General features: G+C 70.1%; 20 protein-coding genes. 14 read left to right on the forward strand and 6 right to left on the reverse strand.

Going from position 1 to position 22,168, the window contains the following annotated elements; translation table 11 throughout:
- Positions 1-26 precede the first annotated feature (26 nt).
- Positions 27-1,418, reverse strand: coding sequence for a PLP-dependent aminotransferase family protein (locus AB4850_RS01880; protein WP_414440931.1), 1,392 nt, complete (start codon positions 1,416-1,418; stop codon positions 27-29).
- 378 nt (positions 1,419-1,796) lie between these two features.
- Between AB4850_RS01880 and AB4850_RS01885 the strand changes: the two genes are divergently transcribed.
- From AB4850_RS01885 to scpA, 10 genes are read left to right on the forward strand one after another with little or no spacing between them, the layout of a single operon-like run.
- Positions 1,797-2,279: an MSMEG_0572/Sll0783 family nitrogen starvation response protein gene (locus AB4850_RS01885; RefSeq protein ID WP_414440932.1), complete on the forward strand. Its 483-nt coding sequence runs from the start codon at positions 1,797-1,799 to the stop codon at positions 2,277-2,279.
- Between the two features lie 19 nt (positions 2,280-2,298).
- Positions 2,299-3,342: a Nit6803 family nitrilase gene (locus tag AB4850_RS01890; RefSeq protein ID WP_414440933.1), complete on the forward strand. Its 1,044-nt coding sequence runs from the start codon at positions 2,299-2,301 to the stop codon at positions 3,340-3,342.
- A complete protein-coding gene (locus tag AB4850_RS01895) occupies positions 3,293-4,405 on the forward strand; it encodes an MSMEG_0568 family radical SAM protein (protein WP_414440934.1) in 1,113 nt (370 codons plus the stop codon). Before AB4850_RS01890 ends, AB4850_RS01895 begins: the two co-directional genes overlap by 50 nt.
- A 2-nt stretch (positions 4,406-4,407) precedes the next feature.
- Positions 4,408-4,968 (forward strand): MSMEG_0567/Sll0786 family nitrogen starvation N-acetyltransferase, encoded by a 561-nt coding sequence (locus AB4850_RS01900; protein ID WP_414440935.1) that lies wholly within the window; start codon positions 4,408-4,410, stop codon positions 4,966-4,968.
- Complete coding sequence (locus AB4850_RS01905) at positions 4,965-5,951, forward strand: sll0787 family AIR synthase-like protein (protein ID WP_414440936.1); 987 nt, start codon at positions 4,965-4,967, stop codon at positions 5,949-5,951. The genes AB4850_RS01900 and AB4850_RS01905 overlap by 4 nt, the downstream gene beginning before the upstream one ends.
- Complete coding sequence (locus AB4850_RS01910; protein WP_414440937.1) at positions 5,948-7,180, forward strand: MSMEG_0565 family glycosyltransferase; 1,233 nt, start codon at positions 5,948-5,950, stop codon at positions 7,178-7,180. The genes AB4850_RS01905 and AB4850_RS01910 overlap by 4 nt, the downstream gene beginning before the upstream one ends.
- 2 nt (positions 7,181-7,182) lie before the next feature.
- Positions 7,183-7,467: an MSMEG_0570 family nitrogen starvation response protein gene (locus AB4850_RS01915; protein WP_414440938.1), complete on the forward strand. Its 285-nt coding sequence runs from the start codon at positions 7,183-7,185 to the stop codon at positions 7,465-7,467.
- 55 nt (positions 7,468-7,522) lie between these two features.
- Positions 7,523-8,827, forward strand: a complete 1,305-nt coding sequence (locus AB4850_RS01920) for an MSMEG_0569 family flavin-dependent oxidoreductase (RefSeq protein ID WP_414440939.1) — start codon at positions 7,523-7,525, stop codon at positions 8,825-8,827.
- Positions 8,828-8,844: 17 nt separating this feature from the next.
- The gene (locus AB4850_RS01925; RefSeq protein WP_414440940.1) at positions 8,845-9,681 is read left to right on the forward strand and encodes a Pnap_2097 family protein; all 837 of its coding nucleotides are present in this window, start codon (positions 8,845-8,847) and stop codon (positions 9,679-9,681) included.
- Positions 9,681-11,885 (forward strand): methylmalonyl-CoA mutase, encoded by a 2,205-nt coding sequence (scpA, locus tag AB4850_RS01930; RefSeq protein ID WP_414440941.1) that lies wholly within the window; start codon positions 9,681-9,683, stop codon positions 11,883-11,885. Before AB4850_RS01925 ends, scpA begins: the two co-directional genes overlap by 1 nt.
- On the opposite strand, the gene AB4850_RS01935 is transcribed toward scpA, so the two are convergent.
- The 3 genes from AB4850_RS01935 to AB4850_RS01945 all read right to left on the reverse strand — a co-directional run bounded on the left by AB4850_RS01935 (position 11,866) and on the right by AB4850_RS01945 (position 15,513).
- Complete coding sequence (locus tag AB4850_RS01935) at positions 11,866-12,258, reverse strand: DUF934 domain-containing protein (protein WP_414440942.1); 393 nt, start codon at positions 12,256-12,258, stop codon at positions 11,866-11,868. The two genes, scpA and AB4850_RS01935, sit on opposite strands and share 20 nt — an antisense overlap.
- Positions 12,255-14,042: a nitrite/sulfite reductase gene (locus AB4850_RS01940; RefSeq protein ID WP_414440943.1), complete on the reverse strand. Its 1,788-nt coding sequence runs from the start codon at positions 14,040-14,042 to the stop codon at positions 12,255-12,257. The genes AB4850_RS01935 and AB4850_RS01940 overlap by 4 nt, the downstream gene beginning before the upstream one ends.
- A 544-nt stretch (positions 14,043-14,586) precedes the next feature.
- Positions 14,587-15,513 (reverse strand): LysR substrate-binding domain-containing protein, encoded by a 927-nt coding sequence (locus AB4850_RS01945; RefSeq protein ID WP_414440944.1) that lies wholly within the window; start codon positions 15,511-15,513, stop codon positions 14,587-14,589.
- A 179-nt stretch (positions 15,514-15,692) separates the two neighbouring features.
- Here AB4850_RS01945 and AB4850_RS01950 point away from each other — a divergent pair, with 179 nt between their 5' ends.
- From AB4850_RS01950 to AB4850_RS01960, 3 genes are all read left to right on the forward strand, one after another.
- Positions 15,693-16,877: a branched-chain amino acid ABC transporter substrate-binding protein gene (locus AB4850_RS01950; RefSeq protein ID WP_414440945.1), complete on the forward strand. Its 1,185-nt coding sequence runs from the start codon at positions 15,693-15,695 to the stop codon at positions 16,875-16,877.
- Positions 16,878-17,095: 218 nt separating this feature from the next.
- Positions 17,096-17,638 carry an L-2-amino-thiazoline-4-carboxylic acid hydrolase gene (locus AB4850_RS01955; protein ID WP_414440946.1) on the forward strand — a complete coding sequence of 181 codons (543 nt, stop codon included), beginning with the start codon at positions 17,096-17,098 and terminating at the stop codon, positions 17,636-17,638.
- Positions 17,628-18,899 (forward strand): Zn-dependent hydrolase, encoded by a 1,272-nt coding sequence (locus tag AB4850_RS01960; protein ID WP_414440947.1) that lies wholly within the window; start codon positions 17,628-17,630, stop codon positions 18,897-18,899. Before AB4850_RS01955 ends, AB4850_RS01960 begins: the two co-directional genes overlap by 11 nt.
- A gap of 60 nt (positions 18,900-18,959) precedes the next feature.
- Here AB4850_RS01960 and AB4850_RS01965 read toward each other — a convergent pair whose 3' ends face one another.
- Positions 18,960-19,244 carry a hypothetical protein gene (locus tag AB4850_RS01965; protein WP_414440948.1) on the reverse strand — a complete coding sequence of 95 codons (285 nt, stop codon included), beginning with the start codon at positions 19,242-19,244 and terminating at the stop codon, positions 18,960-18,962.
- A gap of 247 nt (positions 19,245-19,491) precedes the next feature.
- Here AB4850_RS01965 and AB4850_RS01970 point away from each other — a divergent pair, with 247 nt between their 5' ends.
- Complete coding sequence (locus tag AB4850_RS01970) at positions 19,492-20,292, forward strand: lysozyme inhibitor LprI family protein (RefSeq protein WP_414440949.1); 801 nt, start codon at positions 19,492-19,494, stop codon at positions 20,290-20,292.
- Positions 20,293-20,382: 90 nt separating this feature from the next.
- Here the strand turns inward: AB4850_RS01970 and AB4850_RS01975 are convergent, their stop codons facing one another.
- A complete protein-coding gene (locus tag AB4850_RS01975) occupies positions 20,383-22,104 on the reverse strand; it encodes a cobaltochelatase CobT-related protein (RefSeq protein WP_414440950.1) in 1,722 nt (573 codons plus the stop codon).
- Positions 22,105-22,168: the final 64 nt, after the last annotated feature.

Consider the following 22,168-nt stretch of genomic DNA (forward strand, 5'->3'; position numbering starts at 1 on the left):
GCGCCGTTTTCGTTTGGATGCGCGGCTCAGATGGCCGGCGACGCCAGATGATGCGGATCGCCGAGCGCGTCGGCCACCAGCCGCAGCGCCTCGCGGCAATCGTCGGGCGTTTGCGGGCCGCCGAGGCAGAGGCGCAGCGCGTTGGGCGGATTGCCGTCGGTGGAGAACGCCGCGCCGGCCACGGCGGCCACGCCGCGGTTGCGCAGTTGCTGCGCGAGATCGGGCGCGGAGCGGTGGCAATCGGGCGGAATCGGCAGCCACAGATGAAAGCCGTCCGGGTTTGCATCGAACGGCCAGTCGTGCAGCACCTGCGCGGCGATCGCCAGACGCGTGCGGCCCTCGGCGCGGATCGCATCGAGCATGGCGGCGACGGTGCCGTCGTTGACCCATTGCGTGGCCAGCAGCATGGTGTACGGGCTCGGCATCACGGTGGTGGCGCGCAGCGCGCCGGCGATGCGCTGCGCCTGCCGCGCCGACGGCGCGAGCAGGTAGGCGATCCGCAGGCCGGCGCCGAAGTTCTTCGACATGCCCGTCACGTAATACGTCAGCTCGGGCGCGAGCAGCGCGAGCGGCGGCGGCGCGTTCTGCGGCAGCATCGCGTAGGCGTCGTCCTCGATGATCGGCACGTTGTAGCGCAGCGCCACGTCGGCCAGCGCTTCGCGGCGGCGGAACGGGATCGTCAGCGTGCTCGGGTTCTGCAACGTGGGGTTGCAGTAGAACGCGGCCGGCTTGTGCGCCTTGCAGAGCGATTCGAACGCGTGCGGCAGCGGGCCGTCCTCGTCGCGCGGCAGCGCCTGCAGGCGCACGCCGAGCTGCGAGGCGATCGCCTTGATGCCGGGGTAGGCGAGCACGTCGAGCGCGAGCGTGTCGCCGGGGCGCGCCAGCAGCGACACCAGCGCCACCAGCGCGCTGTGAATGCCGGGGCACACCAGCACGGCCTCGCCGTTGCAGCCCGGCAGGCGCCGCCCGAGCCACGCGCGGCCGGCTGCGCGATCGGCCGGCGCGCCGCCGAAATCCTGATAGCGCAGCAACTGATACGGATCGGCGCCGGCCAGCAGCGCGGCGGCCGAATCGGTCAGGCGCGCGGCCATCACGGGCGGCTCGGGCGGCATGTTCATCGACATTTCCACGCTGCTGCCGCCCGACAGCGGCAAGGTCTGGGTCGGCCCGCGCACGAACGTGCCGCTGCCCGCGCGGCTGTCGATCAGCCCGCGCTTGCGCGCCTCGCCGTAGGCGCGGGCCACCGTGGTGTAGTTCAGTTGCAGCGCGTCGGCCAGCTCGCGCAGGCCCGGCATGCGGTCGCGCGGCTTGAGCCGCCCCACCGCCACATCCTCCTCGATCAGGTCGGGAATCAGCAGGTAGGCCGGCTTGCGACTCTCGGCGAGCCGCTTCGACCAGTGAGCGAGTGAGTGATCCATGTGGGGTTTCCAGGCGTCGATGCAATTCACCAATTCACGTTAACACGCGAATCCACGCAAAAAAAAATCGATCGGATACCGAATCGAAAAGCGATTGCATTGATCGCGCCACGTATCGTTTTGATGCATGCGCGCACAGCCGGTGCGCATGCCGCTGCGCCAGCGCGGTGCGCGATGCGCAGGCGCGGCGCGTTTCCAGGGCGCCGCCGGCCCGCCCGGCACGGCGGGTGAGCCACCGTTTCGAAGTGCAGCGTTCTCGATGATTGGACAGTGATCGCATCGCCGTGCGCCGGCACGGCATGTCCCATGCGTAATGGAAGGCGTCCGGGCAACCCTGGCCCGGCGTTTCCGATCATTCACAGACACTTGGAGAACACGATGCCTGCCGTCAATCATCCGCAGCACCAGAAGGGCGACGTACTGGTCGACTACGAAGAAAAGGTATTCGAGGACGTCAAGGCGGAGCCGGGCGAGAAGGCGCTCGTCACGTTCCATACCGTGGCGTTCGAGGGCTCGATCGGTTTCGTGAACTTGCTGCAGGCCACGCGCCTGCAACGCAAGGGCTTCGAAACCTCGGTGCTGCTGTACGGCCCCGGCGTGACGCTCGGCCTGCAACGCGGCTTCCCGACGCTTGGCGACGAAGCGTTCCCCGGCCACCTGAACTTCAACAAGCAACTCTTGAAGTTCATGGAGGAAGGCGGCAAGGTGTACGCGTGCCGCTTCGCGCTGCAGGCGCTGTACGGCCACGGCGAGGCCTCGCTGATCGAAGGCATTCGCCCGATCAATCCGCTCGACGTGCTCGATATCCAGCTGCTGCATCGCAAGGAAGACGCACTGATCATCCACACCTGGACCGTCTGACGGCCGCGCGGAGTTTTCCATGAGCCACAAGCGCATCGTTCGCGCCGCCGCCGCCCAGATCGCGCCCGATCTGGAGCGCGCCGCCGGGACGCTCGAGAAGGTTTGCAGCACGATCGACCAGGCGGCCCGCGAGGGCGTGCAATTGATCGTGTTCCCGGAAACCTTCGTGCCGTATTACCCGTACTTCTCGTTCGTCCGGCCGCCGGTGGCGGCGGGCGCCGATCACATGCGGCTCTACGAGGACGCGGTGGTGGTGCCGGGGCCGGTCACGCAGGCGGTGGCCGAGCGGGCGCGGCTGCACCGCATGGTGGTGGTGCTCGGCGTCAACGAGCGCGATCACGGCAGCCTCTACAACACCCAGCTGGTGTTCGACGCCGACGGGCAAATCATCCTCAAGCGCCGCAAGCTCACGCCGACCTATCACGAGCGGATGATCTGGGGGCAGGGCGACGCGGCGGGCCTGAAGGTGGCGCACACGGCCATCGGCCGGGTGGGTGCGCTGGCCTGCTGGGAGCACTACAACCCGCTCGCGCGCTATGCGCTGATGACGCAGCATGAGGAAATCCATTGCGCGCAGTTCCCCGGCTCGCTGGTCGGCCCGATCTTCGCCGAGCAGATGGACGTGACGATCCGCCATCACGCGCTCGAATCGGGCTGTTTCGTTGTGAACGCAACCGGTTGGCTGACGGACGCGCAGATTCATTCGATCACGCCCGACCCGCAATTGCAGAAGGCGCTGCGCGGCGGCTGCCATACGGCGATCGTCTCGCCCGAGGGGCAGCATCTGGCCACGCCGCTACGCGAGGGCGAGGGCCTGGTGATCGCCGATCTCGACATGTCGCTGATCACCAAGCGCAAGCGAATGATGGATTCGGTGGGCCATTACGCGCGCCCCGAATTGCTCAGTCTCGCGATCAACGACCGGCCCGCCATGCCGGTCACGCCGATGGCGCCGGGCAGCGCCGTGGCATCCCCCGTGGCATCCCCTTTCCCCGCTTTCGAAGGAGCGATCGATGAACGCCATCGCGAAGCCGTCGGCACAGAGCCGGCAACTGATCACTGAACTGCAGTCGGTCGGGCTGCGGCTCGTCGATCCGAAGGCCGGCGCCGCAAGCCGCCGCGGCGGCGCGGGGCCGTCCGATCACAAGGCCGTCACGGTGGACGGCGTGACCGTGATGGTGCCGGTGCACACCAGCACCGCATGGGATTCGCCGTTCGTGGCCGGCGCGCCCGACGCGCTCGGCGCGAGCACGCTGACGCGCGGCGCGATTCCGATCGCCGAGATCCGCTTTCCGGCCAATCCGCGCTTCTACGCGCTGCAGACGCTCGACGGCGTGCCGTATTCGCAGATCGCCACGCTGCACGGCGCGGACGTGCTCGCCACCACGGTGCTGCAAACCTGCATCCGCTACGAAAGCCGCCGCAAGATGTGCCAGTTCTGCTCGATCGGCCAGTCGCTCGCGGCGGGCCGCACCATCGCGCGCAAGACGCCCGAGCAACTGGCCGAGGTGGCGCGCGCGGCGGTGCTGCTCGACGGCGTCAAGCACATGGTGCTGACCACCGGCACGCCGGCCACCAGCGATCGCGGCGCGAGCCTGCTGTGCGACAGCGCGTTCGCGATCAAGGCGGCGGTCGATCTGCCGATCCAGGGCCAGTGCGAGCCGCCCGACGACGATGCCTGGTTCGCGCGCATGAAGGCGAGCGGCATCGACACGCTCGGCATGCATCTGGAGGCGGTTACGCCCGCGGTGCGCGAGCGGATCATGCCGGGCAAGGCCAGCGTGCCGATCGCGCGCTACCTCGACGCGTTCGACGCGGCGGTGGCGGTGTTCGGGCGCGGGCAGGTCAGCACCTACATCCTGGCCGGGCTGGGCGATACGCCCGAGGCGATCCTCGCGATGTCGGCCGATCTGGTCGCACGCGGCGTTTATCCGTTCGTGGTGCCGTTCGTGCCGATCAGCGGCACCCCGCTCGAAAGCCATCCGGCGCCCACGCCCGAGTTCATGCGTTCGGTGCTCGCGCCGCTCGGCGCGATGCTGCGCGACGCGGGCCTGCGTTCGGCCGACATCAAGGCCGGTTGCGGCAAGTGCGGCGCGTGCTCGTCGCTGTCCACCTACGAGGCCTGATCATGGACTGCGAAGCGATGTGGGACAGCGGCGCGGCGCTCGCCTACCGGCCCGCCGAATTCCGGATCAAGTGGGCCGCGCTGCCGTGGGAAGTTCAGGAAGCCTACCGGTTGCGGCGCGCGGTGTTCTGCGTCGAGCAGGGCGTGTTCGTCGGCGACGATCGCGACGAGATCGACGCGCACGCGCAACCGCTGGTGGCCGTCAGCGGTTGCGCGGGGCTGCCCGATCAGGTGGTGGGCACGGTGCGAATTCACGAAACCGCGCCGGGCGTGTGGCTCGGTTCGCGGCTCGCGGTGCATGCGGCGTTCCGCACGCACGGCCGGATCGGCTCCACGCTGATCCTGCTCGCGGTGCGCAGCGCGCATGCGCTCGGCTGCCGCGAATTCCACGCCCATGTGCAGGCGCAGAACGTGCCGCTGTTTCGCCGCCTGCATTGGGAATCGCTCGGCGAGGAGATGCTGCACGGCCGCCTGCATCACCGGATGCTGGCCGATCTCGCGCACTATCCGCCGTGCACCACGCCTTACACCGGTTTCGTGTTGCCGGCCGGAGGGGGACGATGAGCCTCGCCGAACGTATCGCGACGCTGCGCGCAAGCCGCGGCTTCGCGCACAAGACGGATATCGCCGGCGTGGTGGGCGCGCTCGCGCGCGCGTTGCCGAACGGCGCGGCGGATCTGGCGCAGGCGGTGGCGGTGGGCGACGACTGCGCGGCGATCGCCGACGGCGACGGCTACCTGCTGTTCGCGATCGAAGGCCTGGTGGCCGATTTCGTCGAGGCGATGCCGTGGTTCGCCGGCTACAGCGGCGTGATGGTCAATATCAGCGACATCTACGCAATGGGCGGCCGGCCGATCGCCGTGGTCGATGCACTGTGGAGCGAGGGCCTGGACGCCGCGCGCGCGGTGCTTGACGGCATGGCGGCGGCCTCGGCCGCCTATGGCGTGCCGATCGTCGGCGGCCACAGCAACGCGCGGGCCGATGGCGCGCAGTTGGCCGTGGCGATCCTCGGGCGCGCGCGCCGGCTGCTGTCGAGCTTCGCGGCGCAGCCGGGCGACCGGCTGCTGATGGCGGTGGACCTGCGTGGCCGCTTCGAAGATCCGTACCCGTTCTGGAACGCCTCGGTCGGCGCGCCGCCGCAGCGGCTGCGCGACGATCTCGAACTGCTGCCCATGCTGGCCGAGGACGGCCTGTGCGATGCGTCCAAGGACATCAGCATGGCCGGCGCGATCGGCACCGCGCTGATGCTGCTCGAAGCGTCGCAGGCGGGCGCGCGCATCGATCTCGATGCGATCCCGCGCCCCGCTGGCGTGGATTTCGACCGCTGGCTCGGCGCGTTCCCGAGCTTCGGATTCCTGATGTCGGTGCGCGAGGCGCAAGCCGATGCCGTGATCGCGCGCTTCGCCGCGCGCGGGCTGGCCTGCGCGGCGATCGGCACGGTGGATGCGACGCGCGAGGTGGTGCTGACCGAAGGCGGCGAGGCCGCGCGCTTGTGGGATTTGCGCGAGACGCCGTTCATCGGTGCAGCGCCGGGAGCCGCGCGATGAACGCCGCACCGCTGCGCATCGCGCTGTTCACGCACTCGGTCAACCCGCGCGGCGGGGTGGTGCACACGCTGGAGCTGGCGTGCGCGCTCGGCCGGGCCGGGCACGACGTGACGGTGGTCGCGCCGGCCGGCCCCGGCGAGCGGCTGTTTCGCGACGGCGGCAGCGAGCACGACTGCTTCGAGATGGACGGCTACCGCGTCGTGCTGGCGCGCACCGGGGCCACGCCGTTCGATACGGTCGGCATGGTCGAGACGCGGATCGCCGCGATCCGGCAGGCCTTCGACCACACCGCGCTGGCCCGCTTCGACGTGCTCCACGCGCAGGACAGCATCAGCGGCAACGCGCTGGCCGACTGGAAGGCCGAAGGCGCGATCGAAGGCTTCGTGCGCACCGTGCATCACCTCGACACGTTCGCGAATCCGCGCCTCGATGCGTGGCAGCGCCGCGCGTGGCGCGATGCCGATCGCGTGCTGTGCGTAAGCGCCGACTGGACCGCGCGCATGCGCGACGAGTATGGCGTGGCCGCGCAACAGGTGGCCAACGGCGTGGACATCGAACGTTTTTCACAGGCACCGGCCGCCGCGATCGACGCGGTTCGGCAACGCTTCGGACTGCTGCCGAACGGCGCGACGGTGCTCGCGATCGGCGGCATCGAGGCGCGCAAGAACACGCGCGCATTGCTCGACGCGTTCGCGCAATTGCGGCGCGCGAAGCCGCACGCGCAACTCGTGATCGCCGGCGGCGCGAGCTTGCTCGATCACGATGCCTATACGCGCGATTTTCTCGCCCGAGCGGCCGAACTGGGCCTGCCGGTCGGCGTGGGCGGCGCGGTGGTGGTGACCGGCCCGCTCGACGATGCCGCGATCGTCGCGCTGCTGCATGCGGCCGATGCGGTGTCGATGGTGTCGCTGCGCGAGGGCTTCGGGCTGGTGGTGCTCGAAGCGCTGGCGTGCGGCAAGCCGGTGGCCGTGTCGCGCATCGCGCCGTTCACCGAGCATCTCGACGCGCGCACGGCGGTGTGGGCCGACCCCGGCTCGATCGATTCGATCGAGCAGTCGCTGCACGACGCGCTCGACGGCCGCCGCGCGCCCGATTTCCACGCGGCCGTGCCGGCGCTGCTCGCGCGCTTCAGTTGGGCCGCGAGCGCCGCCTCGCACGCGGCGATCTACCGTCAATGGCTGAACGAGCGCGCCGCCGCCGTTCCCCTCGTTACCGAACAGGAATCCTGATCATGCCCGTCATGCACTTCCGGGTCCGCTGGCCCGACGACAGCGAAACCCGCTGCTATTCGCCGTCCACCGTGGTGGCCGATTACTTCACGCCGGGGCAGCGCTACGCGCTCGACGATTTCGTGACGCGCTCGCGCGAATCGCTCGGCATCGCGTCCGAGCGCGTGCGCGCCAAGTTCGGCTTCGCGTGCTCGGCCGCGATGGACGAACTCGCGCGCATCGAGACGCTGGCCGAGCGCTTCGGCGCCGCGCCCGACGCCGCCGTCACCGTACTCGCGCTCGAATGACCGCGCCGGCGTGCCCGCCGGTATCCCGCGCCCGTCCATCTTCAGGAGTTCCATCATGTCGAACGCTTCCGCTGCTCTGTCCGCCTCGCCCTCGGGCGAGATCCCGCACTATCCCGTGCTCGTCGTCGGCGGCGGCCAGGCCGGCCTGTCCGTCAGTCATTACCTGAAGGCGGCGGGCATCGCGCACCTCGTGTTCGAGAAGGAAACCGTCACGCACACCTGGCGCCGCCAGCGCTGGGACGCGTTCTGCCTGGTCACGCCGAACTGGCAATGCGCGCTGCCGGGCCATCCGTATCGCGGCGACGATCCGCACGGCTTCATGACGAAGGATCAGATCATCGAATATCTCGACGGCTTCATCGCCGCCGTCGATGCGCCCGTGCTCGAACACACGGCCGTGCAGCGCGTCACGCGCGGCGCGGATGGCCGCTACTGCGTGGCCACCTCGCGCGGCACGTTTACGGCCGATCAGGTGGTGGTGGCCTCGGGCGGATATCACACGCCGATCGTGCCGCGCATGGCCGAACGGCTGCCGGCCGGCATCGCGCAAATCCAGTCGTCCGACTATCGCAACGCGGCCGCGCTGCCAGAAGGCGGCGTGCTGGTGGTGGGCTCGGGACAATCGGGCGCGCAGATCGCCGAGGATCTGCATCTGGCCGGCCGGCGCGTGACGCTGGCGGTGGGCGATGCGCCGCGCTGCGCGCGCTTCTATCGCGGCCGCGACGTGGTGGATTGGCTGGCCGACATGCGCTACTACGAAATGCCGGTCGGGCAGCATCCGCTGCGCGAGGGCGTGCGCGACAACACCAATCACTATGTGACCGGCCGCGACGGCGGGCGCGACATCGACCTGCGCCGCTTCGCCGCCGAAGGCATGGAACTGTACGGCCGCCTCGACGATTGCCGCGACGGCGTGCTGCGCTTCGCCACCGATCTGGGCGCCTGCCTCGACAGCGCCGACGACACCTACAACGGCATCAACGCCAGCATCGACGCGTTCATCGCGAAGCAGGGCATCGCTGCGCCGCCGGGCCAGCGCTACGCGCCGGTGTGGCGCCCGTCGGCCGAGCGCGCCACGCTCGCGCTGGCCGACAGCGGCATCACGTCGATCGTCTGGTGCATCGGCTTCACGCCCGATTTCAGCTGGATCGACGTGCCGGTGTTCAACGGGCGCGGCTATCCGGCCCACGAGCGCGGCGTGACCGGTGCGCCGGGGCTGTATTTCGTCGGCTTGCCGTGGCTGCATACCTGGGGCTCGGGGCGCTTCTCGGGCGTGGCGCGCGACGCCGAGTACCTGGTCGAGCGGATTCGCGCGACCGCCGACGCCACCACGCTGCTGGCCGAAGACGCGGCGGCCTGAAGCACGGGCGCGACACGATGCAGACGACCCTTCATCGCTACCGGGCCGGCATGCCGCAACTGGGCCTGACCGGTCTGGCCGAGAACTGGCTGCTTAAGGAATGCGGCCACCGTCATTGGGAGGCGCTGGCCGCGCACGCGGGGCGCGACACGCCCGATTTCACCGACGAGCGCGGGCGGCCCGCCTATGCCGCGTTCGTCGCGGTGGGCGTGAACCTGCCGCCGCCGGGCGCGATCGACGAGCACGACCGGTTCGAGATCCATCTCGACCTGAGCCGCGTGGGTGCCGTGCGCCACGCGAGCGAGCAGCGTATCGTGCGCGACGGCGCGGTGCTCGGCTCGGTGCGGATGCTGTCCACCTTCGTCACGCGCGAGGCGGCCCACAACCGTTCGGTGGCGCGCGCGCGCATCGGCGGGCTGGCGGGTGCCACCGCCGAAGTGCCCGAAGCGCTGGCCGAACTGACCGCGCGCGGGCGCGGCCTGCGCGACGGCGACATGGATGCCTTGCCGGCCTGGGCGCGCGACGAGCAGGCCAGCTTCGAACCGCTCGCCTGCACTGCGTTCCTGCCGTGCCCGAACAACGATTTCAACGGCGCGGATTTGCTCTATTTCGCGAGCTTCCAGGCCTTCGTCGATCGCGCCGAATGGCAGCGGCACCGCTTCGCGAAGCCGCCCGCGCTGGTATCGCGCTCGCTGCATTTCCACGGCAACCTCGACGTGGGCGACACGCTGACGGTGCGCGCGCGCATCGAGCGGCTCGACGCGGCGCAGCTGCGCCACTGGAGCGAAATCGTGCGCGGCGCCGACGGCATGAAGATCGCCGACGTGATCACCGAAAAACGTTGGGATACCTGATGAACGACGACGATTCGACATCCCGGCCTGCCCCGCGCGTGCGCGACGTGCCGCTGAAGCCGGTCTACACGCGGGCCGATCTCGACGGCCTCGCGCATCTCGACGGCAGCGCCGAGCCCGGCGAACTGCCGTTCGTGCGCGGCCCGCATCCTGGCATGTACACAGCGCGGCCCTGGACGATTCGTCAGTACACCGGCCATGCCGACGCGGCCGAAACCAACCTCGCGTTTCGTGCGGCGGTGGCCGGGCAGGCCGACGGGCTGTCGGTCGCGTTCGATCTGCCGACCCAGCGCGGCTACGATTCCGATCACCCCGAGGCGGCGGCCGACGTCGGGCTGGCCGGCGTGGCGATCGACAGCGCCGACGACATGCTGCGCCTGTTCGACGGCATCCCGCTCGACCGCATCTCGGTGTCGATGACGATGAACGGCGCGGTGCTGCCGGTGCTGGCTGCATTCATCGTGGCCGCCGACGAGCGCGGCGTGCCGGTCGCGCAACTGACCGGCACGATCCAGAACGACATCCTCAAGGAATACCTGGTGCGCCATACGTGGATCCACGCGCCCGAGCCGTCGATGCGGATCGTGGCCGACGTGGTGGCGCATCTGGCCGAACATGTGCCGCGCTTCAACGCGCTGTCGGTATCGGGCTATCACTTCCAGGAGGCGGGCGCGGACCCGGTGCTCGAACTGGCGCTGACGCTTGCCAACGCGCGCACCTACGTCGAACGGCTCGCGGCGGCCGGGCTCGATGCCGACGCGGTGTGTGCGCGGCTCAGTTTCTTCTTCGGCGTGGGCACCGATTTCTATACGGAGATCGCCAAGCTGCGCGCCGCGCGCCTGCTGTGGGCCGAACTGGCGGCCGCCTGCGGTGCGCGCTCGCCGCGCGCCCGCGCGCTGCGCACGCATTGCCAGACTTCGGGCTGGTCGCTGACGGCCCGCGAGCCCGACAACAACATCGTGCGCGTGACCGTGGAGGCGATGGCGGCCGTGTTCGGCGGCACGCAATCGCTGCACACCAACGCTTACGACGAAGCGTTGGCGCTGCCGTCGGCGGGCGCGGCGCGGCTCGCCCGCAACACGCAGCAGATCCTGCAACACGAGATGGGGCTGTGCGACACCGCCGATCCGTGGGCCGGCTCGTATCTGATGGAATCGCTGACGGCGGGCATTGCCGCGCGCGTGCGGGAGATTCTCGGCGAGATCGATGCGCAGGGCGGCATGCTGGCGGCGATCGAATCGGGCTGGGTGCGGCGGCGTATCCGTGCGGGCGCCGAGGCTGTGCAGGCACGTATCGATATCGGCGCGCAGACGGTGGTCGGCGTGAACCGCTTCGTGGCCGACGATGCGGGGCCGCCGCCGGGCTGCCGCGAGATCGATGGCCGCCATGTGCGCGCGATGCAGCGCGCGCGGCTCGAACGCACGCGGGCACGACGCGATCCGGCGCGGGTTGCCGCCACCCTGCAGGCGCTCGGCGACGCCGCGCGCGGCGGGCCGGGCTCGGGCAACCTGCTGGCGCTCGCGATCGATTGCATGCGGGCGCGCGCCACGGTGGGCGAATGCACGGCCGCGCTCGAACGCGTGTGGCCGCGCTATGCGTTGCCCGACGATGAACCGCTGCGCGCCTATGCCGACGCGCGCGATGGCGACGCCGCATGGCTGGCCGCGCGCACGCGTGTCGAGGCGCTTGCGGCGCGGCTCGGGCGGCCGCCCGTGGTGGTGCTCGCGAAGCTCGGGCAGGACGGCCACGACCGTGGCCTCAACGCGATCGCGTCGGCGTTGGCCGATGCCGGGTTCGTGGCGGTGCGCGCGCCGCTGTTCGCTTCGGCGGCGTTGCTGGCCGAGCGCGTTGCCGAGCAGGCGGCGGCGGGGCCGGTCGATTTGGTTGGCGTGTCGACGCTGTCCGGCGCGCATCTCGACACGGTGCCGGCGCTGCTCGACGCGCTGGCCGCGCGTGCGATCGACGTGCCGGTGGTGGTGGGCGGCATCGTGCCCGACGCGCACGCGAGCCGTTTGACGGCGGTCGGCGTGCGCGCCGTGTTCGGGCCGGGCACGCCGATGGACGCGCTCGTGATGCGGCTCGCGGCGATCGTCGAACGCTCGGCCGTTGACCGCGACGGCCGCGCTGACCGTGCTGACAGCGACGACCTAAACGACCTAAACGACTGCACCGCCTGCGCCGCACTCAGTCCGCGGGCTGCCTGAGGTCGGCCTGATAGAACGCCGGGAAGCGATCGAGCTGGCGCTGCGCATCGTCGGGTGCGACGCCCTCGGCCAGCACCGCGCTCGAAAAGCCGGTGCGCTCCATCATCTGCAACTGGTCGGCGAGCACCTCGCCGGTGGCGCGCAGGTCGCCGCGAAAGCCGAGCCGCCGCCGCACCAGATACGCCTGGCTGTAGGCGCGGCCGTCGGTGAACGCCGGGAAGTGCAGTTCGACGCGCGCCGCGCGGGCGATCGCTTCGGCGTGCTCGCTCACGTCGGCGTCGTTGGCCAGCGCGAGCACGGCGCCCTCGGCCTGCGCGGCTTCGGCCGCGTGCGCCACGGCGCTCAACAGGCGAATACGTTCGGTGGCGCTCATGCCGGGTTCTCCTCGACGATGCGCGCGGCCTGCGCGGCCGCCTTGAACGGTTCGATGCCCACCCGGCCCACCGTCTCGATGAAGCGTTCGTGCCGCTCGCCGCACGGCGCGCGCAGCGCCAGATAGGTGGCGAGCACCGCATCGATCGCGTCCGGCACCTCGCGCGCCGAGAACGACGGGCCGATCACCTTGCCCGCGCGCGCCTCGCCGCCGCGCGCGGAGCCGTCCGCGCCGCCGAGCGTGACCTGATACCACTCGCGCCCGTCCTTGTCGACGCCGAGGATGCCGATATGGCCGCTATGGTGATGGCCGCACGAGTTGATGCAGCCGCTGATATGCAGGTCGATCTCGCCGAGGTCTTCCAGTTCGTCGAGATCCTGGTAGCGCTCGGCGATGGCGTCGGCGATCGGCAGCGAGCGCGCGTTGGCCAGCGCGCAGAAATCGCCGCCGGGGCACGCGATCATGTCGGTCAGCAGGTGCACGTTCGCGCTCGCCAGCCCTTCGGCGCGTGCGGCTTCCCACAGCAAGAGCAGGTCGTCGGCATGCACCCATGGCAGCACCACGTTCTGCGCGTGCGTGACGCGCGCCTCGCCGGCCGAATAGCGATCGACCAGCGTGGCGACGCGTTCGAGCTGATCGGCCGACGCATCGCCCGGCGCCTGCAGCGTGCGCTTGAACGACAGCGTGACGATTCGCAACGCCGGGTCGCGATGCGGCGCGACGTTGCGGGCGAGCCAGCCGGCCAGCGCCGGCGTGCGCGCGGCAGCCTCGGCCAGCCGCTCGGCGGCGGCCGCATCGGGCGCGCGGCGCGAGACGGCCTCGGGCGTCACGAAGCAGGCCCGCACGCGCGCGAGTTCGGCGTCGGGGATGGTGTGCGGGCGGCCGTCGTGGCCGACGATCTGCGCGAATTCGGCATCCACGTCGTCGATGAAGCGCTGGCCTTCCGCCTTCACGAGAATCTTGATGCGCGCCTTGTACTTGTTGTCGCGACGGCCGTACTGGTTGTACACGCGCACGATCGCCTCGATGTAATTCATGATGTCGCGCCACGGCACGAACGCGCGCATCAGCGTGCCGATCAGCGGCGTGCGGCCCATGCCGCCGCCGGCCGTGACGCGAAAGCCCAGTTCGCCGTTCGCGTCGTGCAGCAGGCGCAGCCCCACGTCATGCCAGTCGGTGGCCGCGCGATCCTCGGCCGCGCCGCTGATCGCGATCTTGAACTTGCGCGGCAGGAACGCGAACTCGGGGTGCAGCGTGGTCCATTGGCGCATGATTTCGGCGAACGGGCGCGGATCGGCGATCTCGTCGGGCGCCACGCCCGCGCGTTCGTCGCACGAGATGTTGCGGATGCAGTTGCCGCTGGTCTGGATGCCGTGCATGTCGACGGTGGCGAGCAGGTCCATCACGTCGGCCGCGCGGTCGAGCGGAATCCAGTTGAACTGAACGTTGGTGCGCGTCGTGAAGTGCGCGTGGCGGGTGGGCAGGCGCACCGTGCCGAGCGCGCGCTGCGCATCGAGCGCCTGGCGGTACACCTCGGGCTCGGGCACGTCGTAGTCGCGCGCGATGCGGGCCAGCACGCGCAGCTGCGCGCTCGACAGTTCGCCGTACGGCACCGCCACGCGCAGCATCGGCGCATGGCGTTGCACGTACCAGCCGTTCTGGAGCCGCAGCGGGCGGAACGCGTCCTCGCCGAGCCGGCCGTCCTGCCAGCGTTCGAGTTGATCGCGGAATTGCGCGGCGCGACTGCGCACGAAGGCGCGGTCGAAGTCGGTATATCGATACATGGGGCACAGGAGAAGGCTCGGCGCGCGCGCCGGGAAGCGACGAACTTACGGCGGCGGCCCGGGGGCGACAAGAAGCAGATCGCGCGAAAAACGGCGCAGCAGTGCGGCGGCCGATCTGCTGCGCCCGTTTTTCCGCCGCCTGCTGCTATACGCGCGGCCGCCGGCAGGCGACCATGCTTCGCAGTGCACGGCGTTGTCTTACCCCTTCGTCTTTTTTGCCGTGCCGGGATTACTGCGCGAGTGCCCGGGTCATCACCCCTAAACCCGCAGAGCTTGCGGCCGCATGCCTGTGGCGCGGCAGGCAACCGCTCCGACACGCTACGCTCGTGCCGGAGCCCTTATTTCACGAGGCGAATGCATCTGGCGCGCTGCGCCGATGCATTCGTGTCGGATTCCTCAAGATTGCGTCGGTGGCGTGAAGGGAAGGCTCTGGCGGGGTGTGCCGAGCCGCGGCTCGGCAATATGCATCGGCCGATGCGCCAGCCGGCAGCCCAGCCGAAACTCCGGCCGACCCGACCAGCCGCCGTTCTCGCACGGCACCCGTTCAGCGCTTGCCCGCCGTCGTCAGCCGCATCGATTCCGCCGCCGTCTCCCGCAGCCATTGCGCGAGCCGTTGCGCGCCATCGGGCAGATCGGCGTCGTCGCGCGTGCAAAGGTAGTAGTCGCGGCCGTCGTCGAGCGCCGTGTCGAACAATTGCACCACCTCGCCGCTGGCGATCTCCGCCTCGATCAGCGGCGCGCGCATCAGCCCCGCGCCGAGCCCCGCGCGAATCGCGCTGAGCGTCAGTTGCCCATCCTCGAACATCGGCCCGACCACCGGCGGCACGTTGCGCACGCCCGCGTTGCGCAGCCAGTTGACCCAGGTGCTGCGATCCTCGTCGTGCACCAGCGGCACCACGGCCAGGTCGGCCGGCTTGCGGAACGGCCCGAAGCGCCGCCGGAACGACGGATGGCAGACCGGCACCATCGCGCCCGGCAGCAGCTTCTCGCAGCGGTAGCCGGGCCAGTCGCCCGCGCCGAAGCGGATCGACAGATCCGACGCGTCGCTGCGGTAGTTGCGGTGGTTCGCGTAGAGCACGGTCACGTCCACATCGGTATTCGCGTCGAGGAAGCGATGCAGCCGGGGCACGAACCAGCCGATGCCGAACAGCGGGATCAGGCTGACGGTGATCTGCCGCAGCGAGGAGCGATCGCGCACGAAGCCGGTGGCGCTGCGCAGCACCGAGAACGCCGCGCTGATCGAGCGGTAGTAATCGCGGCCCTCGTCGGTCAGCGCCAGCGCGCGGCCCTCGCGCACCGTCAGCGGGGTGCGGATGAACGCATCGAGCAACTGCAATTGGTGACTGATCGCCGACGGCGTGATGTCGAGCTCGGCGGCGGCGGCCGTGACCGAGCCCAGCCGCGCGAAAGCCTCGAACGCACGCACCGCGCGCAGCGGCGGATCGTTGGATAATTGTTCGATATTTTTCATGTTTTGAATTCTATCGAATAATCTTGGGATTGGGCTATCTTTTGAAATCCTTTATGGGTAAGGATTTGAGTGAATTCTGTCTGGCGGGCATAAGCATTCAATCAAAGGATATTTGCCGATCATCAATCGACTATTTAATATTTTTCATGTTTTAATCGTCCGCCACACGCTCCCCGACCATGAAAAAAATCGTCCTGTCCGCTCCGTTCGCCGGCACCGCCATCGCGGCTGCCGCCACCCTCGCGCTGTCGCTGGGCGCGCCCGCCGTGATGGCGGCCGACGCGCCGCAAACCGTGCTGATCGGCCTGGCCGCGCCGCTGACCGGCCCGTCCGCGCGGATCGGCAAGGATCTGCAGAACGGCGCGCAACTCGCAATCGATGATGCCAACCGCACGCATCCGACCATCGGCGGCAAGCCGGTCGTCTACAAGCTGGTGGCCGTCGACGATCAATCCGACCCGCGCACGGCCGTCACGGTCGCGCAGGATCTGGTCGGGCAGCATGTGATCGGCGTGGTCGGCCACTGGAACACCGGCTGCAGCGTGCCGGCCGCACGCGTGTATCACGACGCGGGGATCCCCGAGATCGCGCCGGCCTCCACGGGCCACCAATACACGCTGCAAGGCTTCGATACCGCGTTCCGCATCATGGGCCACGACGACACCGGTGGCGCCTACACCGGCGCATACGCGGTCAAGACGCTGCACGCCAAGCGCATCGCCGTGCTCGACGATCGCACCTCGTTCGGCTCGGGCCTGGCCGACCAGTTCGTGAAGGGCGTGAAGGCGGACGGCGGCAATATCGTCGATCGCGAATACGTGACCGACAAGACCACCGATTTCAGCGGCGTGCTGACCGCCATCAAGAGCAAGCGGCCGGACGTGGTGTTCTTCGGCGGCCTCGACGCGCAGGCCGCGCCGATCGCGCGCCGCATGCATCAGCTCGGCATCGACGCCACGCTGCTCGGCGCGGGCGGCTTCGTCAGCCAGACCTTCCTGTCGCTGGCCGGCAAGGACGGCGAGGGCGTGACTGCGCTCGAACCGGGCCGTCCGCTCGCGAAGATGCCGGGCGGCCCGGCGTTCGACGCGCAATACCGCGCGCGCTATCACGCGCCGATCGAACTGCACGCGCCGTTCGCGTACGACGCGGCGGCCACGCTGATCGCCGTCGCGCAGCAAACCGGCTCGACCGATCCGGCCAAGCTGGTCGCCGCGCTGCACAAGGTGGATCGGCAGGGCGTGACCGGCCGCATCCAGTTCGATGCGCAGGGCAACCTGAAGGACCCGGCCTACACGATCTACCAGGTGCGCGACGGCAAGTGGAACGTCGTCGACGTGCTCGGCGGCGGCGCACCGGCGCACTGAAACTCGGAGCCGGATTTCGGCGTGAGCGGGCGGCGCCGGTGGTGAACCGGCACTGCCCGTTTGCCGTTCCGGGGTTCCGGCCTCCGCGCCCGGTTCGCCGATTCCCGGTAGCCGTAACGACACGAGCCGCCCTTTGCCGTTCCGAGGTTCCGGCCTCCGCACCCGCTTCGCAGCTTTCCCACAACCATAACGACACACACCCCAAGTCAGGAGCTCACATGACCGAGCCGACCCAACCCGCCGCCCCGAGCGGCAAGGCCGATAGCGATACCGACACCCGCCTGGGCATCCTCGCGCGACGCAGGATCGAGGCGGAAATCATCAAGCCGATCTACGAGATCATGAAGCGCGAATTCGGCACCGAGCGCGCGCAGGCCGTGATCGCCGAGGCGGTGCGCGGCGCGGCCGTCGATGCGGGCAAATCGTTCGCGGCGCAGGAGCCGAACGGCGCGAGCATCGCTTCGTTCGTGGCCCTGCAGGTGCTGTGGGAGAAGGACGACGCGCTCGACGTGAGCGTGCAGCGCGAGGACGCCGAACACTACGATTACGACGTGCACCGCTGCGCCTACGCCGAGATGTATCACGCGATGGGGCTCGGCGAGATCGGCCATCTGCTCAGTTGCGCGCGCGACGAATATTTCATTCGCGGCTACGACCCGCGCGTTGCGCTGACGCGCACCACCACCATCATGCAGGGCGCGAAGCGCTGCGATTTCCGCTACGCCGTGCGCGAAGCGAAGGAGCCGAATCATGGTGAATGAACGCGATGCGGCGCTGCGCGTGGACGGCGCGCGGCTGTGGGATTCGCTGGAGCGGATGGCGCGCATCGGCGCGACGCCGAAGGGCGGCGTCTGCCGCCTCGCGCTGACCGAACTCGATCGCGAATCGCGCGACCTGTTTGTGGAATGGGCGCGCGCGGCGGGCTGCACGATCCGCGTGGACGCGATGGGCAACGTGTTCGCGCGCCGCGCGGGCCGGGTGGCCGACGCCGCGCCGGTGATGACCGGCTCGCACGCCGACACGCAGCCGACCGGCGGCCGCTACGACGGCATCTACGGCGTCCTCGGCGGCCTCGAAGTGGTGCGCGCGCTGAACGACGCGGGCATCGAAACCGAACGCCCGATCGACGTGGTGCTGTGGACCAACGAGGAAGGCTCGCGCTTCGCGCCGGCGATGGTGGCCTCGGGCGTGTTCGCGGGCGTGTTCACGCTCGACTACGGCCGCTCGCGCACCGATCGCCAGGGCGTCACGCTGGGCGACGCCCTGGCCGCGATCGGCTATGCGGGCGACGCGCCGGTGGGCGGTTACCCCGTGCACGCGGCCTACGAACTGCATATCGAGCAAGGCCCGATTCTCGAACGCGCCGGCACTACGATCGGCGTGGTCACGGCCGGGCAGGGGCAGCGCTGGTACGAACTGACGTTCACGGGCGTGGACGCCCACGCGGGCACCACGCCGATGGACGCGCGCCGTGACGCGCTGGTTGGCGCCGCGCGCGTGATCGATTTCGTCGATGGGCTCGGCCGCCGTCTTGCGCCGGATGCGCGCGCCACGGTCGGCATGATCGAGGCGCGCCCGAACTCGCGCAACACGGTGCCGGGCGAGTGCTTCTTCACGGTGGAGTTTCGCCATCCCGACGCCGCCGTGCTGGCCGACATGGATGCGGCGCTGCGCGCGGAAGCGGCGCGGATCGCGGGCGACGCGGGCCTCGGCGTGCGCATCGAGCAGATCTTCGATTACGCGCCGGTGCCGTTCGCGCCGCGCTGCATCGAGGCGGTGCGCGACGCCGCCGCCGCTCTCGGGCTGTCGCACCAGGACATCGTGTCGGGTGCGGGCCACGACGCGTGCTATCTCGCGCGCGTCGCGCCGACCGGCATGATTTTCGTGCCGTGCGTGGACGGCCTCAGTCACAACGAAGCGGAAGCGATCACGCCCGAATGGGCCGAGGCGGGTGCGAACGTGCTGCTGCACGCGGTGCTGGCGAGCGCGCAGGAAGTGACGCAGGAAGCGGCGCAGGCGTAATGCGGACAGGCCGCGCGTGGGGCGTCATGCCCACGCGCGGCCGGAGCGATCAACCGATGCTCACAGGGACGGATGGCATTGGAACGTCAGGCGCGCCTCGCGATCGGAGACTTGCTCCAAGCCCGGGCTCGCGCGCATGCCCTGCTGGGCGCAGTAGGCATCGGCGGTGCTGATCGCCTTCTGATGCGCGGCGGCCCAGGACAGCACGGCGCCGTGCGAACTGGTGTTGACGGTGTAGGTATGCGGCTTGTCGGTGGCGCTGACCTCGGACACGCTGGCGCATGCACCGAGCCACAGCGTCAGACAGGCCGCGAGCAAGACGGTAAGCGGCGTTCTGGAAGACATAGGGCGTTTTTCTGGCTGGGTTGGCGGCGCATGACGCCGCACTGGGACAGGCGGAAGTATCCGTGAATTCGCCGGCGCGATCATCGCTACCTGGCCGAACACTTCGTTTCCGTTGTGTGAACAATGTGCGACGAAGCCGGAGGTTCGGCCTCGGGCCGGCGAGCCGGTATCCTGTGCGACCGGCGCGGCGGCGAGGGGTTCCGGCTGCGGCCCGCCCGATCCAATCGAAAAACGAGGGTAATAACCGATGAGAGCACGGCATTTCGCGGCCGCCTGCCTGATGGCGGCCTTGACGGGGATCGGCACGAGCGCCGCGCAGGCGGCCAGTTTCGATTGCAAGGCGGCGCGCACCGGCGTCGAACGCAGCATCTGCAGCCAGCCCGCGCTCGGCGATCTCGATTCGCAACTCGATACCACCTATCGTCAGACCGTCGCCCGCGCGGCGGACCCGGCCGCCGTATCGCGCAGCCAGCGTGCCTGGCTGGCCGAACGCAACCGCTGCGGCGATGCGGCCTGCATCGAACAGGCCTATCGCGACCGGCTCGGTGCGCTGGCCGCCGTCAAGTCGGCCGAATGGCGCCGCTATTCGAGCGCGGCGCTCGGCATCGCGTTCGATTACCCGTCCAACCGCAAGCCCGTCACGCCGTGCCCGGGCACTGGCGAAAAGCGCTGCGTCGCGCTGGTCGGCCGGGGCATGGACAACAGCGATTACTTCGTCGAACTGAACGTGGTGAACGGCGCGCTGGAAGCCGTGGCGCAACGGGACGCACTGTTCAAGCAGGACGACAACGGCAAATGGGTGACGAGCGCCGGGCCGGGCACACCCGCGGATGTCGAGCGCTTCGCGGGCCGTGGCTGGCAGGGCATGCGGGCCACGCAGACCTGCGGCGTCAGCGATCCCGAAAGCGGCTTTCACGCCGCGGGCGGCGAATGCCTGTGGGCGGTGTTGAGCAACGGCACGCAGGCCGTGGTGGCCGATACGCAGGGCATCGTGGGCAACGACGACGACACCGCGCGCATGCTCGGCTCGCTGCAGTTTCTGCACTGATTCTGCACAAATCGCCGCCGCCGGCCCGGTAAACCGTGCGCGGCGGCGCGTTTTTTCGAATCCTCAGTTCATTCTCAAGCGCCTCGGGCTTCACGCAAAACCGGTCGGCCATTGCGTCCGGCCGCGTTCACCGAGCAGCGCGCGGCCGAGCGCCTCGAACGCGACGGCCGGCAGATCCGGCAGCCGTTCCACCACGGTGCTGGCCGGATAGAACGCTTCCACCGCATCGTCCAGGATGCCCACCCCGATCAACTCGATGCCTTGTGCGCGCACCTCCGCGATGCGCAGGCGCAGGTCCGCGCGCAGCCGCGCCGGGTCGCCGTCGCCGGTGGCCGGATAGCCGTCCGACAGCACCATCAGGATGCGCCGCTGCGCGCGCCGCGCGAGCAGGCGCTCGGCGGCCCAACTCAGCGCCTCGCCGTCCGGGTTCTCGTGGCCGCATTCGAGGCGCGCGAGGCCGCTGGGGTTGTCGGAATCGAAGCGCTTGTAGATTTCCAGGTCGAGCCGCTCGACGAAGCGGTTGTAGCCGCGCGGCGCGTGGCCCTGCGCGAGCCAGCGGTCGCGGAACGCGCGCATCGCCGGGTCGTCGATCGAGCTGTAGCCGAGCGCCTCGCACGGAAAGCCCAGTTGCGCGAGCGCGTCGCACAGCGCCGCCGCGCAAAGCCGCGCGAGTTCGATCTTGCGGCCGGCCATCGAGCCGCTGCGATCGATCAGCAGCGTGACGGCGGTGTCGCGCCCCGATGTCGCGCGCCGCGTGCGGAACGGCGTGCGATAGCCGGGCGTGGTGGCGACCCGCGCCAGCGCGCGGCGGTCGAGTTCGCCGCGTTCCTGTTCGGTGCGCCAGTGCAGGTGCTCGTCGGCTTCGAGTGCGCGTTCGAGTTGCGCTTTCAGACGCGCGGTTTGCGCGCGCGCCGCGCTGCGCAGCTTGCGCCAGGCGGTGGCATCGCCGCTGCCGGTCAGGTCGGTGACGGTGTCGAACGCGGTGGTGATCGGGATCGAGCGAACCGGCGGGGCGTTCGTTTGCACGGCGCGCGGCGAGGGCGCGCTGTCGCCGCTGGCCTGGTCGTCGGCCGAGGATGCGCTGTCGGCCGGCGTCGCGGCGTTCGACAGTTCGGCGCTTGCGGCCGGTGCGTCGGTGGCGGGTGCGCTGCCGAACGCGTCGTCGGGGTCGATCTCGATCGCGGTATCGGGCGTGTCGAGCGAGGTTTCGCGATCGACCGTGATCATCATGTTGTTGGCGTTGCCGCGCGCGAGCCCGCGCACATGCGCGACCAGGCGGCCGGCCGCCTCGATGCTGTCCGCCGTCGAGCGGGCGGCGCGCGCCGCGTCGATCAGCGTGCCGCTGGCGTGCAGCGTGGCGTCGAGCGAGGCGACGCGTTCGGGCAGCGTGGGCGCTTCGCCGTGCAGCTCGCGCGCGATGCGCCAGATCAGGCGGTCGCGCCAGTTCAGCTTGGGCCAGCGCCGGGCGATCTCGCGCGCGGCGGCTTCGCGTTGACGCGCGAGCAACGGCGCCGCGCCGGGGAATTGCGCGGCCAGCGCGCGGCTGGCCCGGTAATCGTCGATGGTGTCGGCCAGCGCGCGCGTGACCTCGACGGTCACGCCGGCCCGTTGCGCCGGTTCGCCGAAGCGCAATCGGGCGGCCAGCAGATCGAGCCAGCCCGCCAGTTCGTCGGCCGACAACGGCGTGTCGCCTGCGGTGGCGGGCAGCGTCAGGACGGTCGCGCCGGTTGCTCCGGTTGCGTCGCCCGCCAGGTCGAGGCGCGGGCCGTCGCGCGACACGCGTACCTGCACGTGCGGGTCGCCGGTCAGCACGCGCGCGAGCTTGCCGAGTTGCTCGCCGGGGTCGTCGTTGGACGGTGTGTGGGCGGGTTTGGTT

The sequence above is a fragment of the Burkholderia sp. 22PA0106 genome, assembly GCF_047497155.1.
Classification (GTDB): domain Bacteria; phylum Pseudomonadota; class Gammaproteobacteria; order Burkholderiales; family Burkholderiaceae; genus Burkholderia.

Coding starts and splice junctions, on each gene's coding strand:
- AB4850_RS01880 (WP_414440931.1), bottom strand. CDS start 1,418: ATGGATCACTCACTCGCTCACTGGTCGAAGCGGCTCGCCGAGAGTCGC.
- AB4850_RS01885 (WP_414440932.1), top strand. CDS start 1,797: ATGCCTGCCGTCAATCATCCGCAGCACCAGAAGGGCGACGTACTGGTC.
- AB4850_RS01890 (WP_414440933.1), top strand. CDS start 2,299: ATGAGCCACAAGCGCATCGTTCGCGCCGCCGCCGCCCAGATCGCGCCC.
- AB4850_RS01895 (WP_414440934.1), top strand. CDS start 3,293: ATGAACGCCATCGCGAAGCCGTCGGCACAGAGCCGGCAACTGATCACT.
- AB4850_RS01900 (WP_414440935.1), top strand. CDS start 4,408: ATGGACTGCGAAGCGATGTGGGACAGCGGCGCGGCGCTCGCCTACCGG.
- AB4850_RS01905 (WP_414440936.1), top strand. CDS start 4,965: ATGAGCCTCGCCGAACGTATCGCGACGCTGCGCGCAAGCCGCGGCTTC.
- AB4850_RS01910 (WP_414440937.1), top strand. CDS start 5,948: ATGAACGCCGCACCGCTGCGCATCGCGCTGTTCACGCACTCGGTCAAC.
- AB4850_RS01915 (WP_414440938.1), top strand. CDS start 7,183: ATGCCCGTCATGCACTTCCGGGTCCGCTGGCCCGACGACAGCGAAACC.
- AB4850_RS01920 (WP_414440939.1), top strand. CDS start 7,523: ATGTCGAACGCTTCCGCTGCTCTGTCCGCCTCGCCCTCGGGCGAGATC.
- AB4850_RS01925 (WP_414440940.1), top strand. CDS start 8,845: ATGCAGACGACCCTTCATCGCTACCGGGCCGGCATGCCGCAACTGGGC.
- scpA (WP_414440941.1), top strand. CDS start 9,681: ATGAACGACGACGATTCGACATCCCGGCCTGCCCCGCGCGTGCGCGAC.
- AB4850_RS01935 (WP_414440942.1), bottom strand. CDS start 12,258: ATGAGCGCCACCGAACGTATTCGCCTGTTGAGCGCCGTGGCGCACGCG.
- AB4850_RS01940 (WP_414440943.1), bottom strand. CDS start 14,042: ATGTATCGATATACCGACTTCGACCGCGCCTTCGTGCGCAGTCGCGCC.
- AB4850_RS01945 (WP_414440944.1), bottom strand. CDS start 15,513: ATGAAAAATATCGAACAATTATCCAACGATCCGCCGCTGCGCGCGGTG.
- AB4850_RS01950 (WP_414440945.1), top strand. CDS start 15,693: ATGAAAAAAATCGTCCTGTCCGCTCCGTTCGCCGGCACCGCCATCGCG.
- AB4850_RS01955 (WP_414440946.1), top strand. CDS start 17,096: ATGACCGAGCCGACCCAACCCGCCGCCCCGAGCGGCAAGGCCGATAGC.
- AB4850_RS01960 (WP_414440947.1), top strand. CDS start 17,628: ATGGTGAATGAACGCGATGCGGCGCTGCGCGTGGACGGCGCGCGGCTG.
- AB4850_RS01965 (WP_414440948.1), bottom strand. CDS start 19,244: ATGTCTTCCAGAACGCCGCTTACCGTCTTGCTCGCGGCCTGTCTGACG.
- AB4850_RS01970 (WP_414440949.1), top strand. CDS start 19,492: ATGAGAGCACGGCATTTCGCGGCCGCCTGCCTGATGGCGGCCTTGACG.